The organism is Verrucosispora sp. FIM060022 (assembly GCF_003977705.1).
GTDB classification, from domain to species: Bacteria; Actinomycetota; Actinomycetes; order Mycobacteriales; family Micromonosporaceae; genus Micromonospora; species Micromonospora gifhornensis.
The window spans coordinates 24,843-37,338 of record NZ_RQIV01000004.1 but is presented as its reverse complement, the minus strand read 5'-3'; the positions used below and the strand labels follow the sequence as shown (position 1 = coordinate 37,338).

Here is a 12,496-nt window from a genome sequence, read left to right as displayed (position 1 = left end):
TACCGATTCCACCATCGAAGTCAGGCTGCCGGCGGGAAGTCCTCCGGCCCGAACACCTTGCGCACCTCGGTCTCACCCGACCAGCCGGGCCACATGTCCCGGTGCAGCTTCATGAACCGCGACGTCCACTCCACTGCCTCCTCCCGATCGCGTACCTCGTAGACCGCGTAGCTGATGATCTCCTTGGCCTCGGTGAACGGCCCGTCGGTGACGGCCAGCTTCCCGCCCGAGACGTCGACCCGCCAGCCGGCTGCGCTCGGCAGCAGCCCGCCCTGGTCGAGGAGGACGCCGGCGCTGGTGGCCTCCTCGCCGAGCTTCATGATCGCTGCCATCAGCTCCGGTGGGGCCGGGGTGTCGGGCTGGATGGCCTTGAGCAGTGCCAGGTACCGCATGTCGATCTCCTTCTTGACGGACTTCAGTGGGTCGTGCTGCTGCGGTGGTGCCACATCGTCGACGACAGCCAGGCCCAGGCCAGCAGCATGGCGGCGGTGAACGCCAGGTTCGCGGCGACGCGCCCGCCGCCGGCGGCCATCGCGACGAACCCGGCCAGGAACAACACCCCTGTGGTACGCGACAGGACCGCCCAACCGCGCCGCCGATCAGCGGCGAAGCGGCGAGCCAGGCCGAGGCACGCGGCGACGAGGCAGCCGAAGCCGACCGCTCCCGCCCCGAAGTGCAGCAGTCCGTGCCAGCTCATGGTGCCGGTGTCAGCCGGGGTGCCGGCGGGGAAGCCGAGGGCCGGATCGGCGCGGAAGATCCCTGCGGCGATCATGCTGAGGCCGTAGCCGGCGAGGAGCCGGGGCGGCCAGGTGCTGCCGATGCCGGGTCGCAGTCTCCGCCGCAGGCCGAGCGCACCCGCGATCACCAGCAGGCCGGTGATGATCAGGTTGGTCATCTGGATCCAGCCCAGGTCACCGTTGGCGAGCAGGCTCCAGGCGTGCCGGGTGAGGTCGAACCCCTCCCGGGTCAGCGCCTGGGTCAGCGACACCACCACGTAGCCGGGGCCGGCGAGCAGGCCGAGCAACAGCAGCAGGCGCGTCCTCGGGTCGGCTCCTGGAAGGTGTCGCGGGCTCGTCCCGGTGACGGGTTCGCGGGGTGGTGCGGTCGCCTCTACGGTGCTGACCGGGTTGCTGGTGCGGGACATCTCCCGGCTCCCTTCGCTGTCCGGGGCGCGCCGTTCGGCCCCGCTACCAGGAAGCTCGAACGGGAAGACCGGGATTCGACACCACGGCCCAACTTTTCGAGAAATTTCTCGGCGGGAGTCAGGCGCCGCGTGGGGCGTACATGATGACGGCCACCCCGAGCAGGCAGATCGCCGCTCCGGTCAGGTCCCACCGGTCCGGCCGGAAACCGTCGAAGACCATCCCCCAGGCCAGCGAACCGGCGACGAAGACCCCGCCGTACGCGGCCAGGATGCGCCCGAAGTTCGGGTCGGGCTGAAAGGTGGCGACGAACCCGTACGCGCCGAGCGCGAGCACCCCGGCGGCCACGAACCACAACCCGCGATGCTCACGCCAGCCCTGCCACACCAGCCACGCCCCACCGATCTCGGCGATGGCGGCCAGCACGAACAGCACGACGGAACGCAGCACGGTCACCCGCGCACCCTACTGCGCGTCGCCCGGGCGGCGATGAGTTGCCGGAGCTATTCTCGTCCCCCGTTGAGGAGGTGATGACCGTGCCGCCCGAGCAGCCACCCGTCGATCCGGACGTCGACCTCCACGTCCCCCGCCAGCGTGCCGAGTTGCGCGGCGGCACCGCCAGCCTGCTGGCGGCGATCGCCCTCGGCGGCATGATCGGTGCCGTCCTGCGGCACGGCTTGACGGTGGCGTTTCCACACTCCCCCACCGGCTTTCCGTGGGCCACCTTCGCGGTAAACGTCTCGGGCTGCCTGCTCATCGGCGTACTGATGGTGTTGATCACCGAGGTGTGGGCCGCCCCTCGACTGGTCCGGCCCTTCCTCGGCGTCGGGGTGCTCGGCGGATACACCACCTTCTCCACGTACGCGGTGGAGGTGCAGCAGGCGGTGGCGGTCGGTGCGGCACGCACCGCGCTGCTGTACCTGGCCGGCACCCTGGTCGCCGCGCTCGCCGCCGTCCGGGTCGGCCTCACGCTCACCCGGCTGGCGACCGGCATGCGACGCCTGCGGAGCAGCGGGTGACAGTGCTGCTCGTGGCGCTCGGCGCGGCCGTCGGCGCACCGCTGCGCTACCTGCTCGACCGGGCGGTGCAGGCCCGGCACGGCTCGACGTTCCCGTGGGGCACCCTCACCGTCAACGTGCTGGGCTCGTTGATCCTCGGGGTGCTGATCGGGGGCGCGGGAGCCGGCGCGGTGCCCGGTTCCCTGGCCGCCCTGCTCGGCAGCGGGCTGTGTGGGGCGCTGACCACCTACTCGACCTTCGGCTACGAGACGATCCGCCTCGTCGAGACGGGCGCCCGCCGGTACGCCCTGGCCAACGCCGTGATCAGTGTCGCCGCCGCGCTCGGTGCCGCGTTCCTCGGCGTCACCCTGGCCGAGGCGCTCTGGGCCTGACCGCCTGGTTTGTCCGGGCCGGAGGCGGGTAGACGGCGGCCCGCTGAGCTGGGCGAGGAGGCTCCGGTGCGGGGTGAGCTGGCCGTGGACCCGCAGTCGCCGCTGCCCGACCTGCTGCACCGGCTCGACGCGAGCGAACACGGGCTGACCACCGACCAGGCCCGCCAACGGCTCGCCGAGTACGGCCGCAACGAGCTGCGCCGAACCCGCAGACGAAGTTGGTGGCGGGAACTCGGGCGGCAGCTGATCCATCCCCTCGCCCTGCTGTTGTGGGTGGCCGCGATCCTCGCCTGGGTGGCCGGTACCGCCGTGCTGGGCGCGGCGATCCTGGCGGTCATCGCGGTCAACGCGGTGTTCGCCTCGGTGCAGGAACGGCAGGCCGAGCGGGCGGTCGAGGCACTGACCCGGTACCTCCCCCAGCAGGCGCGGGCCTTGCGAGACGGCAACTGGCAGGAGGTTCCCGCCGGGGAACTGGTTCCGGGTGACGTCATCGCCATCGGCGAGGGAGATCGGATCAGCGCCGACGCCCGGCTGCTCGACGGCGGTGTCGAGGTCGACCTGTCCGCCCTGACCGGCGAGTCGCAGCCCGCCTACCGCAGCGCCGACGCGACAGGTCCGGCCGAGAGCCTTACCGAGGCCGGCAACCTGGTGTTCAGTGGTACGTCCTGCCTGTCGGACGAGGCACGCGGGATGATCTACGCGACCGGGATGCGTACCGAGCTGGGCCGGATCGCCGCCCTGTCCCAGCGGGTCGGTCGGGAGGAGAGCCCGCTCGAACGGCAGGTACGTCGGGTGGCCTGGCTGATCGCGGCGGTGGCGATCGGCGCCGGTGTGGTCTTCTTCCCGATCGGGGTGCTGGCCGCCGGTATGCCGATCTCCGACGCGTTCACGTTCGCGATCGGGTTGCTGGTCGCGAACGTGCCTGAGGGACTGCTGCCCACCATCACGTTGGCGCTGGCCGTCGGCGTACGCGGACTCGCCCGGCTGGGTGCGGTGGTCAAGCGGCTCAGTGCCGTGGAGACCCTCGGCTCCACCACCGTCATCTGCACCGACAAGACCGGCACCATCACCGAGAACCGGATGCGGGTGACCGCCGTACGCGCCGCCGACGAGTTGCTGGATCCGCTGCCCAACCCGGTGCCGTCGCCCGGTCCCGCGCTGTCCGCTCTGGCCGCCACGGCGGCCGCCTGCAACAACGCCGAACTGCGTCCGGACGCCGACGTGGGCGACCCGACCGAGACCGCGCTGCTGCACTTCGCCGCGAAGATCCGGCAGCCGGCCGGCAGCCGGCGGCAGAGCCAGTTCCACTTCGATCCGAGACTGCGGCTGATGTCCACCGTCGACGCCGTCGGGGCGGATCTGTGGCTGCACACCAAGGGTGCGCCGGAGGAGGTGCTGCGCCGTTGCACCCGGATCATCGGTGCCGACGGCGACGACCGGCCACTGACCGAGCAGGCGCGGGCCGAGCTGGCCGAAGCGGTGACCGGGCAGGCTCGGCAGGGCCGCCGCGTCCTCGCCCTGGCACGACGCCGGTTGACCGGGCCGCCCGGGGATCGGGACACGACCGAGCGGGAGCTGACCTTCCTCGGCTTCGTCGCCATGGTGGATCCACCCCGGGCAGCGGTGCCGGACGCGGTGGCCAAGTGCCACACCGCGGGCATCCGGATCATCATGGTCACCGGCGACCACGGGTTGACCGCGACCGCCGTGGCCCGGCAGGTCGGGATCACCCGGGGCGATCCGACCGTGCTGACCGGCGCGGATCTCGACCGGATGACTCCCCAGGCGCTGCGGGACCTGCTCGCCGAGCAACGCGAAGTGATCTTCGCCCGGGTGTCGCCCGAGGCCAAGCTGCACATCGCCGAGGCACTGCGCGCCGACGGCCAGATCGTGGCGATGACCGGCGACGGGGTCAACGACGCGCCGGCCCTGCGCCGAGCCGACATCGGGGTGGCGATGGGACGTTCCGGGACGGACGTGACCCGGGAAGCCGCGACGATGGTGCTCACCGACGACAACTTCGCCACCATCGTGGCCGCCGTCGGGGCCGGCCGGCGGGTCTACGCCAACGTCCGCAAGTTCATCCTCTACATCCTCGCCCACACCACGCCCGAGGTCGTCCCGTTCCTGATCTTCGCGCTCTCCGCCGGGGCGGTGCCGCTGCCGTTGACCGTGCTCCAGATCCTCGCCATCGACCTGGGCACGGAGACGCTGCCCGCCCTGGCGCTGGGTCGGGAGCCGGCCGAGCCGGGATTGATGAACCGCCCGCCCCGACGGCGTACCGAACGGGTCATCGACCGGCAGATGCTGCTACGGGCCTGGGCGTTCCTCGGGCTCGTCTCCGCCGTACTGGTGATGGCGGGCTTCTTCGCCGTCCTGCTCGCCGGCGGCTGGACCCCGGGCGCGCCGACCGGGCCGGGCACCGCGCTGCACGAGACCTATCTCCAGGCCACCACGATGACCTTCCTCGGCATCGTGGCCTGCCAGATCGGCACCGCGTTCGCGGCCCGTACCGAACGCGCTCCGCTGCGGGCCGTCGGTGTGTTCTCCAACCGCCTGCTGCTGTGGGGCATCGCCTTCGAACTCGCCGTCGCCGCCGTCATCGTGGCCCTGCCGCCGTTGCCGGAGGTCTTCGGTACGCGGCCACCACCGGCACCGGCCCTGGCGCTGCTACTGGTCTTCCCCGTCGTCGTGTGGGGGGCCGACGAACTGCGGCGCAGGTTGATCCGGGGGCGGACGCACCCGGCGGTGGGCTAGTCGACGGGGTAGGCAATCGTGGTGGCGAGTGCCACCGTGCCGGGCCGGCGGGTGTCCTGCCGCAGGAACTGCGCCACCACCGGCACCGGGGAGCGGAGCACGCAGCCGTACGGGCGGTCGAGGCGGACGGCCTCCGGGTCGATCAGGTCGTTGACCCGTACGTGCCGGATCCGCCGCGCGCCGACGACCAGCCGGTACGGCCCGACCGGCTCGGTGTCCTCGTAGTAGAAGTCCAGCCGCAGGTCCGCCTCGGCGTCGCCCGTGTTGAGCACGCACAACTGGTCGAAGCTGGTGTATTCGGGCTCCGGGCCGGTGCCGCCGAACGGGATGCGACCGCCCGGCACCACCCACACCCGCGCCCCGAGCTGCGTCATCAGGTCTCCTCCAGCAGCCGGGCCAGATCGGGGGTGAGGAACACGCCGTCCGGGTCGAGGCGACGACGTACCGCCTGGAAGTCGTCCCACCGGGGCAGCAGCGGGCGCAGGTCCGGCGCGGTCATCCAGTGCTTCTTGCCCCAGTGTGGCCGACCACCGTAGTGCCGGAAGACCGATTCCATGTCCCGGAAGTAGTCCTCGTACGGCAGGGTGGTGTTCTGCAGGCAGGCGATGGTGGTGGTGGGACGGCCGTACGCATTGCTCAGCCAGATGTCGTCGGCGGCGATCGTACGGACCAGCACCCGCCAACCCACGTAGCGGCGGTGCCGGGCCAGGATGCGCCGCCGCACCTCGGCGAAGCAGGCCGGGAACGCCTCCGAGGGCAGCATGTACTCGATCTCCTCGAAGCGCAGTTCCCGGTTCTGCGGGATGGTCTGGTGGGTCGGCCCCACGTCGACATCCCGAAACTGACCCTCGGGGCCGGCCTCCAACATCTGCCGCGTCGCCCACCGATGATCGTCCGGTGCCTCGTCGGCCCGGTTCATGGTCCGGACCTGGGTCAGGTCGCTGCGCGGATACCAGTAGAAGTCCATGTTGCGGTTGGTGTGCTGCAACTCGGCCAGGTGGTCCAGGGTCCAGTCGACCGGCGCGCACCAGGCCCGTCGATGCAACTCGTAGCGGGACTGCACGTCGAGCGTCAACTGGGTGACCACACCCAGCGCGCCCAGCGACAGCCGGGCGGCGGGCAGCAGGTCGGGGTTGGACTTCGCCGAGATGTCGAGTGTCTCGCCGGTGCCGGTGACCAGCCGGACCTCGGTCACCTGGGTGGACAGGTTGCCGAAGCCGAGACCGGTGCCGTGGGTGCCGGTCGCGGTGGCGCCGGCGATCGACTGGTAGTCGACGTCGCCGAGGTTGTCCATCGCCAGCCCGGCCTCGTAGAGACCCTCGCCGAGCGCCTTGAGCCGGGTGCCGCCCCGGACGGTGGCCCGCTCGTCGGCCTGGTCGACCACCCCCACCATCTCGTCCAGGCTGAGCAGGATGCCGTCGGTACGCACCAGTGGGCTCGACGAGTGTCCGGAACCCACCGGCCGCACGGTGCGGCCCGACTCACGGGCACGCAGGATCACCTCCCGCACCTCGTCCTCGTCGGCCGGTTCGACGCGCTCGGCCGGAGTGAAGGAGAGGCTGCCGGACCAGTTCACGAACGGACGGGACACCGCACCTCTCCCTTCACCTACGCGCAGGCGCTTACCCCGCACCTCCCGGGGTAGTCGTAGAGGCACCTACGTCCCCACCGGAGCTGCGATGACCTATCCCCCCATCGACTCGTACGCCTTTCTCTCCGACACCCACACCGCCGCGCTGGTCGCCGCCGACGGCGCGGTCGAATGGTTCTGCGTGCCGCACTTCGCCGGTGACGCGGTCTTCGCCCGCCTGCTGGACCGCAACCGCGGCGGTGTCCTCGAACTGACCGTGGCAGGCTGCGCCGAGCCGACCCGGCGGTATCTGCCGGACACCCTCGTGCTGGAAAGTCGCTGGTCGACCCCGCAGGGGTCGGCGGTGGTGCAGGACTTCCTGGCGGTGGCGCCCGGCGAGGGCGCCCAGCCGCTGCGCGCCGACAAGATGCTGGTGCGCCGGGTGACCGTCGAGCACGGCACGATCCAGCTGGCCATGCGGGTGGTGCCCCGGGTCGGGTACGGGGCCCGCGACGTCACCTGGGAGCGGGCGGGCCGCCGCTGGCGGGCCGTCGGCACCGATCTGTGGGTCGGCGGTGACCTGCCCGCCGAGGCGGGCGGCGGGGAACTGCGGATCGAGGCGGAGCTGTCCGCCGGTACGACTGTGGCGTTGCTGGTCGGCTACGACGACGATGCCACCGACGTCGTCGACCCGGACGAGTTGCTGGCGCGTACCTGCCGGACCTGGCAGGCGTGGTCGGCGCGCAGCGACTACACCGGCTTCGGCTCCGACGCCGTCCGGCACAGCGCGCTGGTGCTGCGGGGGCTCTCCTTCGACGAGACCGGGGCACTGATCGCCGCGCCCACCACCAGCCTGCCGGAGGAGATCGGCGGGGTCCGCAACTGGGACTACCGGTACGCCTGGCATCGGGACGCGGCGCTGCTGCTGCTCGCCCTGTTCCGGCTCGGGCACGCCGAGGAAGGCCAGCGGTATCTGCACTTCCTGATCTCCGTCTGCACCGGTGACCTGCTCACCCCGCTCGTCGACATCCTCGGCAGCACCGCCGAGGAGCAGGAGCTGCCGCATCTGGAGGGGTACGCGGGCTCCCGGCCGGTACGGATCGGCAACGAGGCCGCCGAACAGGTGCAGTTCGACACGTACGGTCACATACTGGATGCCGCGCTGGTGTACCAGCAGCTCACCGGCGACCTGACCGGCGAGCAGTGGGCGTTGCTGCGCAAGCACGTCGACGTGATGGCCGACCGCTGGCACGAACCGGATCACGGCATCTGGGAGGTACGCGGCCCGCGCCAGCACTACGTCAACGCGAAGGTGATGACCTGGGTCTGCCTGGACCGGGGCATCCGTCTGGCCGAGTTGCTCGACGACCGGACCGCCGACGTGCAGCGGTGGCGCACGGCCCGCGACGCGGTGCACGCCGAGGTCCTGGAACGCGGTTTCAACCCGCAGGTCGGCAGCTTCGTGATGACGTACGGGTCGACCGAGCTGGACGCCTCGTTGCTGCGGATTCCGCTTGTCGGTTTCCTGCCCGGCGACGACCCCCGGATGCTCGCCACCATCGACCGGGTACGGCAGGAGTTGGAGATCGGCCCTGCGCTGCTGCGGCGTTACCGGGCCGACGACGGGCTGCCCGGGGAGGAGGGCGCCTTCCTGCTCTGCTCGTTCGAGCTGGTCTCGGCGCTGGTCCTGGCCGGTCAGCGGGACGAGGCTCGCAAGCTCTTCGACCAGCTCAGCGCGTACGCCGGCCCGCTGGGCCTGTACGCCGAGCAGCTCGCCGCCGACGGCACCGCCCTGGGCAACTACCCGCAGGCGTTCACGCATCTCGCCCTGATCGAGGCGGCACTCAACCTCGACGCGGCCGGCGACCGGGACGCGCTGCACGAGTGGGCCGACCGAGGTGGCCGCTGACCAGGCACCGGGCCGCCCCGCCGGGAACCACGCCGACCTGACGAGCGACTATCGGTACATGGGGTGCGAGCAGTGGCGGGAGATTCTGTCGGCACAGTTGGACGGTGAGGCGACGCCGGACGAGGAGCGTGCGGCCGACGGGCACCTGGAGACCTGCACGGCCTGCGAGGGCTGGTACAGCCGGGCCGCCACCGTGACCCGGCGGGCGCGTACCCAGGTGGTGTCCGCGCTGCCGGATCTGACCGAGGCCATCCTCAGCGCTGCACCGCCGCCTCGCCGCCGCGCCCGTACGCCGATCGCCGCCCTGCGGCGTCAGCGCTGGTTCGCCGCGTTCGCCGGACGGATCACCGCGGTCACCGCGTTGCGGGCCGCACTCGGCCTGCTCGGCGCGGTGCAGCTGGTCCTCGGACTGGCCCAGGTCGGCCGGGCCGAGGTGACCCAGCACGTGCACGCCAACGGGCAACACCTGTGGCACGAGTCCGCCGCCTGGAACGTGGCCGTCGGGGCTGGCTTCCTCTTCGTCGCGCTGCGCCGGACCCGCCCCTCCGGTCTGCTGCCGATGCTCAGCGCCTTCGTGGCGACGCTCGTCCTGTTGTCGATCAACGACCTCGTCGCCTCCCAGGTCGCCGTGGAACGCCTGGTCAGCCACGGCTTCCTGGTGGTCGGCTATCTGATCACCGTGCTCCTGGCGCGCAGCGTGCGGCAACCAGGCGACCCGAACGACCGGCAGCGTCCGGAGCGGTCCCGTTGGCGACTGCGCCTCGACGAGACCGACGAGCCCGCCACCCTCCGCCTCCTGCCGCCCTACTCAGCCCAGGCCCACCACCCGACCCAGGCCCAGGCCCACCACGGCCCCCAGCAAGCCTCCCGCCACGCCGCCTGACCGGCCCGGCCCGAGCCGCCCGTTGCGTGGGTTGAAGCAGAGCAAAGGGGGCACGACACATACCTGCTCCCCGGCTGAGGACAACGGGAAGTGCTGCAGCGGTCGGCAGGAGGCGGCTCAGCCGACGGCGTCGGGGTGGGCGCCGCGCCGGCGGGTGGCCGGGCGCATGGCCGCGACCAGGTCTTCCCGGGCCCGCGCCACCCTCGACCGGATGGTGCCGACCGGCACGTCGCACACCTGCGCGGCTTCGGCGTACGACAGTCCGAGCAGTTGGGTGGCGACGAACGCCTCCCTGCGGTCGGAGGTGAGGCCGTCGAGCATTCGGTAGAGGACCACCTCGTCGTCCACCCCGGCCCGGACCCCGGCCGAGGTCGCCTCGGCGGCGGCCTGCCAGTCGGCGAGGTTGGCGGTGCGGGGGCGGGCGGCGGCGGCCCGCACCTGGTCGACGGCGACCCGGCGGGCGATGGCGAGCAGCCAGGTCCGTGCCGTGGACCGGCCGGCGAACGACGGCAGGGCGCGCCAGGCCCGCAGGTACGTCTCCTGGACCAGGTCGTCGACGTCGCGCACCCCGGGCAGGTGCGCCAGAAACCGGTGTACGTCGTGCTGCGTGGCGCGGACGAACGCCGCGGCGGCGGCTTGGTCGCCCCGGCCCGCGGCGAACGCGTACCCGGTTATCTCGTCGGTCGCGGCTGTCATCGCCGTATTGGTCGCTCGACGCGGCGGGTTGGTTCCCGGCCGTCCGACATTGACGCAGTCGATTGGGCGGAGCAGCCGTACACTGCGACGATGAGGCGCGTGACGTGAGTGGGCAGGCCCTACCGTACGGGCATCTGTGCTGGGCCTACGACGATCCCGCCGGCTTCACCACGCGGGCGGAGGACTTCCTGCGCTCCGGCCTCGCTGCGGGCGAGCAGGTCTGGTACGTCGTCACCGGCTCGCCCGGACCGGTCCGGGACCGATGGCGCGACCTGGACCTGTTCGCCGACGCGTTGTCCTCCGGTGCCGCCGAGGTGCTCACCCTCGACGCGGCCTACTCCGGCGGGCAGGTGATCGACCCGGCCGGCCAGGTGTCGGCGTACCAGATGGCCATCCGGGCGGCGCTCGCCGCCGGGTACAGCGGCCTGCGGGTGGCCGCGGCCTGCACGGAGCTGGTTCGTACGCCCGCTCAGCGGGCGATGTTCGCCCGCTACGAGCAGCAGATCAACCGGATGATGCGCGGCGAGGCGTTCCGGGCCATGTGCGGGTACCACCGGCCGACGTTGGGTGATCGGGCGGTCGCCGAGCTGGCCTGTCTGCACCCGGAGCACAACGTCACCGACCTGCTGTTCCGGTTGTACGCGCCGACGGCCCACCCGGGTCACGCCGTGCTCGTCGGGGAACTCGACCCGGCCAGCCACGATCTGTTCCGCGCCGCGCTGGAACATTCCGAGCTGCGCCCGGTCGACGATGAGTTGATACTGGATGCAAGTGGGCTTCGCTTTCTCGATCACCGTACGCTGGTCCACCTGAGTGAGTACGCCCAGCAACGGGAGGCGAGGCTGGTGTTGCGCGGCTGCTCCGCCGGCACCGTACGGCTCGCCGCCCTGCTGGATCTGCCCGGCCTGAGTATGGAGGTGACCCGGTGAGGACGGGTCCCGCCGCCGCCGAATCCGGATACTTCCACGAGGCCCTGTGCTACGCCTCGGACGACGAGCTGCTCGCGGTCGCGGTGCCGTTCCTGCTCGACGGGGTCACTGCCGGCGAGCCGACCTTCGTGGCGCTCGGCGAGCGCACCGGCGGCCTGGTCCGCTCGGCGTTGCCGGCCGACAGCGGGGTGGAGTTCCTCACCGGTGCCGAGGTGTACGCCCGACCGACCGCCGCCATCCGGATGTACCGCAAACTCCTCGCCGACCTGACGGCCGGCGGCGCGGATCAGATCCGGATCATCGGCGAGGTGCCGCCGCCCTCACTCGGGTCGACCTGGGATTGGTGGGCCCGGTACGAAGCGGCGATCAACCGCGCGTACGACGACTGGCCGCTGTGGAGCATGTGTGCGTACGACACCCGGATCACGCCTCCCGACGTGCTGGCCGATGTCGCCGCCACCCACCCGCACATCGCCACCGCCAGGCAGCGGCATCTGCCCAGCCCGGACTACCTCGCCCCGGAGTCCTTCCTGCGGCAGAACCGGCCGGCGCCGCCCGACCCGATCCAGGCGTACCCGCCGTTGCTCCAACTGACCGACCCGACCGCCGCGCAGGCCCGCTCGGCGGTGCACCAGGCCGGTCCGGGGCAGTTGTCAGCGGAGGATCTCGACGACTTCGTCATCGCGGTCAGCGAAACCGTGACCAACGGGCTTCGGCACGGCTCTCCTCCCGTCCGGCTGCGCCTGTGGACGGCACCGGACCGCATCGTGGCCACCGTCAGCGACACCGGCAAGGGGCCGGACGATCCCTACGCGGGTCTGCTGCCCCCCGCCGACGGCAGGCCGGGTGGGTTGGGCCTGTGGATCACCTACCAGTCGTGCAACCACGTCACCTATCACCGTGACGCCGACGGCTTCACCCTCCGGCTCACCGCTGGTCAGCCACCTGGCCTGACCGCCGTGGCACAGAGCGAACCGCCGGGCGGCGAGCGCCGGCCCGGCGGTTCGGGGGATCCGCAGCTCAGCTCCGGAACGCGTCCTTGATCTTCTCGCCGGCCTGCTTGATGTTGGCGCGGGTCTGATCGGCGCGGCCCTCAGCCTCCAACTGCTCGTTGTCGGTGGCCCGGCCGACACCCTCCTTGACCTTGCCGGTGGTGTTCTCGGCGCTGTTGTTGAACTTGTCCTCGACACCCATGTCAGCCTCCGTGGCTCGTTCGGTAG

The 12,496-nt window shown here is 71.7% G+C and carries 15 protein-coding genes; 8 read left to right on the top strand and 7 right to left on the bottom strand.

What is annotated here, in order from left to right:
* Window positions 1-20: 20 nt before the first annotated feature.
* From EG812_RS13490 to EG812_RS13480, 3 genes are all read right to left on the bottom strand, one after another.
* A complete protein-coding gene (locus EG812_RS13490; protein WP_043722716.1) occupies window positions 21-392 on the bottom strand; it encodes a YciI family protein in 372 nt (123 codons plus the stop codon).
* Window positions 393-415: 23 nt separating this feature from the next.
* Window positions 416-1,144: a DUF998 domain-containing protein gene (locus EG812_RS13485; RefSeq protein ID WP_233579477.1), complete on the bottom strand. Its 729-nt coding sequence runs from the start codon at window positions 1,142-1,144 to the stop codon at window positions 416-418.
* 118 nt (window positions 1,145-1,262) lie between these two features.
* Window positions 1,263-1,598, bottom strand: coding sequence for a YnfA family protein (locus EG812_RS13480; RefSeq protein ID WP_013731163.1), 336 nt, complete (start codon window positions 1,596-1,598; stop codon window positions 1,263-1,265).
* Between the two features lie 74 nt (window positions 1,599-1,672).
* Between EG812_RS13480 and crcB (EG812_RS13475) the strand changes: the two genes are divergently transcribed.
* The 3 genes from crcB (EG812_RS13475) to EG812_RS13465 all read left to right on the top strand — a co-directional run bounded on the left by crcB (EG812_RS13475) (window position 1,673) and on the right by EG812_RS13465 (window position 5,289).
* The gene (crcB, locus tag EG812_RS13475; protein WP_126711745.1) at window positions 1,673-2,161 is read left to right on the top strand and encodes a fluoride efflux transporter CrcB; all 489 of its coding nucleotides are present in this window, start codon (window positions 1,673-1,675) and stop codon (window positions 2,159-2,161) included.
* Window positions 2,158-2,532, top strand: a complete 375-nt coding sequence (crcB, locus tag EG812_RS13470) for a fluoride efflux transporter CrcB (protein ID WP_126711744.1) — start codon at window positions 2,158-2,160, stop codon at window positions 2,530-2,532. Before crcB (EG812_RS13475) ends, crcB (EG812_RS13470) begins: the two co-directional genes overlap by 4 nt.
* A gap of 66 nt (window positions 2,533-2,598) precedes the next feature.
* On the top strand, window positions 2,599-5,289 hold the full coding sequence (locus EG812_RS13465) for a cation-translocating P-type ATPase (RefSeq protein ID WP_013731160.1): 2,691 nt from the start codon (window positions 2,599-2,601) through the stop codon (window positions 5,287-5,289).
* Here the strand turns inward: EG812_RS13465 and EG812_RS13460 are convergent.
* Both EG812_RS13460 and EG812_RS13455 read right to left on the bottom strand, forming a co-directional pair.
* On the bottom strand, window positions 5,286-5,663 hold the full coding sequence (locus EG812_RS13460) for a sensory rhodopsin transducer (protein WP_013731159.1): 378 nt from the start codon (window positions 5,661-5,663) through the stop codon (window positions 5,286-5,288). The two genes, EG812_RS13465 and EG812_RS13460, sit on opposite strands and share 4 nt — an antisense overlap.
* A complete protein-coding gene (locus EG812_RS13455) occupies window positions 5,663-6,880 on the bottom strand; it encodes a D-arabinono-1,4-lactone oxidase (protein ID WP_013731158.1) in 1,218 nt (405 codons plus the stop codon). The genes EG812_RS13460 and EG812_RS13455 overlap by 1 nt, the downstream gene beginning before the upstream one ends.
* Window positions 6,881-6,968: 88 nt before the next feature.
* On the opposite strand from EG812_RS13455, the gene EG812_RS13450 reads away from it, so the two are divergent.
* Together EG812_RS13450 and EG812_RS13445 are read left to right on the top strand one after the other, a co-directional pair.
* Window positions 6,969-8,768: a glycoside hydrolase family 15 protein gene (locus EG812_RS13450; protein ID WP_126711743.1), complete on the top strand. Its 1,800-nt coding sequence runs from the start codon at window positions 6,969-6,971 to the stop codon at window positions 8,766-8,768.
* Window positions 8,769-8,826: 58 nt separating this feature from the next.
* Entirely contained in the window at window positions 8,827-9,651 is an 825-nt protein-coding gene (locus EG812_RS13445; RefSeq protein ID WP_081476235.1) for a zf-HC2 domain-containing protein, read from the top strand.
* A gap of 117 nt (window positions 9,652-9,768) precedes the next feature.
* Here the strand turns inward: EG812_RS13445 and EG812_RS13440 are convergent, their stop codons facing one another.
* Window positions 9,769-10,347, bottom strand: coding sequence for a sigma-70 family RNA polymerase sigma factor (locus EG812_RS13440; RefSeq protein ID WP_126711742.1), 579 nt, complete (start codon window positions 10,345-10,347; stop codon window positions 9,769-9,771).
* On the opposite strand from EG812_RS13440, the gene EG812_RS30250 reads away from it, so the two are divergent.
* The 3 genes from EG812_RS30250 to EG812_RS13430 are packed head-to-tail and all read left to right on the top strand — an operon-like array spanning window position 10,259 to window position 12,319.
* Window positions 10,259-10,441 carry a hypothetical protein gene (locus EG812_RS30250; protein ID WP_488181074.1) on the top strand — a complete coding sequence of 61 codons (183 nt, stop codon included), beginning with the start codon at window positions 10,259-10,261 and terminating at the stop codon, window positions 10,439-10,441. The two genes, EG812_RS13440 and EG812_RS30250, sit on opposite strands and share 89 nt — an antisense overlap.
* A gap of 10 nt (window positions 10,442-10,451) precedes the next feature.
* A complete protein-coding gene (locus EG812_RS13435) occupies window positions 10,452-11,276 on the top strand; it encodes an MEDS and STAS domain-containing protein (protein ID WP_158632506.1) in 825 nt (274 codons plus the stop codon).
* The gene (locus tag EG812_RS13430) at window positions 11,273-12,319 is read left to right on the top strand and encodes an anti-sigma factor RsbA family regulatory protein (RefSeq protein ID WP_126711740.1); all 1,047 of its coding nucleotides are present in this window, start codon (window positions 11,273-11,275) and stop codon (window positions 12,317-12,319) included. Before EG812_RS13435 ends, EG812_RS13430 begins: the two co-directional genes overlap by 4 nt.
* On the opposite strand, the gene EG812_RS13425 is transcribed toward EG812_RS13430, so the two are convergent.
* Window positions 12,297-12,470, bottom strand: coding sequence for a CsbD family protein (locus EG812_RS13425; protein ID WP_013731152.1), 174 nt, complete (start codon window positions 12,468-12,470; stop codon window positions 12,297-12,299). The two genes, EG812_RS13430 and EG812_RS13425, sit on opposite strands and share 23 nt — an antisense overlap.
* Between the last annotated feature and the right edge of the window lie 26 nt (window positions 12,471-12,496).

Excerpts from the sequence above, each read along its gene's own strand:
- EG812_RS13490 (WP_043722716.1), bottom strand. The coding sequence starts at position 392 with ATGCGGTACCTGGCACTGCTCAAGGCCATCCAGCCCGACACCCCGGCC.
- EG812_RS13485 (WP_233579477.1), bottom strand. The coding sequence starts at position 1,144 with ATGTCCCGCACCAGCAACCCGGTCAGCACCGTAGAGGCGACCGCACCA.
- crcB (WP_126711745.1), top strand. The coding sequence starts at position 1,673 with ATGACCGTGCCGCCCGAGCAGCCACCCGTCGATCCGGACGTCGACCTC.
- EG812_RS13460 (WP_013731159.1), bottom strand. The coding sequence starts at position 5,663 with ATGACGCAGCTCGGGGCGCGGGTGTGGGTGGTGCCGGGCGGTCGCATC.
- EG812_RS13450 (WP_126711743.1), top strand. The coding sequence starts at position 6,969 with ATGACCTATCCCCCCATCGACTCGTACGCCTTTCTCTCCGACACCCAC.
- EG812_RS13445 (WP_081476235.1), top strand. The coding sequence starts at position 8,827 with ATGGGGTGCGAGCAGTGGCGGGAGATTCTGTCGGCACAGTTGGACGGT.
- EG812_RS13440 (WP_126711742.1), bottom strand. The coding sequence starts at position 10,347 with ATGACAGCCGCGACCGACGAGATAACCGGGTACGCGTTCGCCGCGGGC.
- EG812_RS13425 (WP_013731152.1), bottom strand. The coding sequence starts at position 12,470 with ATGGGTGTCGAGGACAAGTTCAACAACAGCGCCGAGAACACCACCGGC.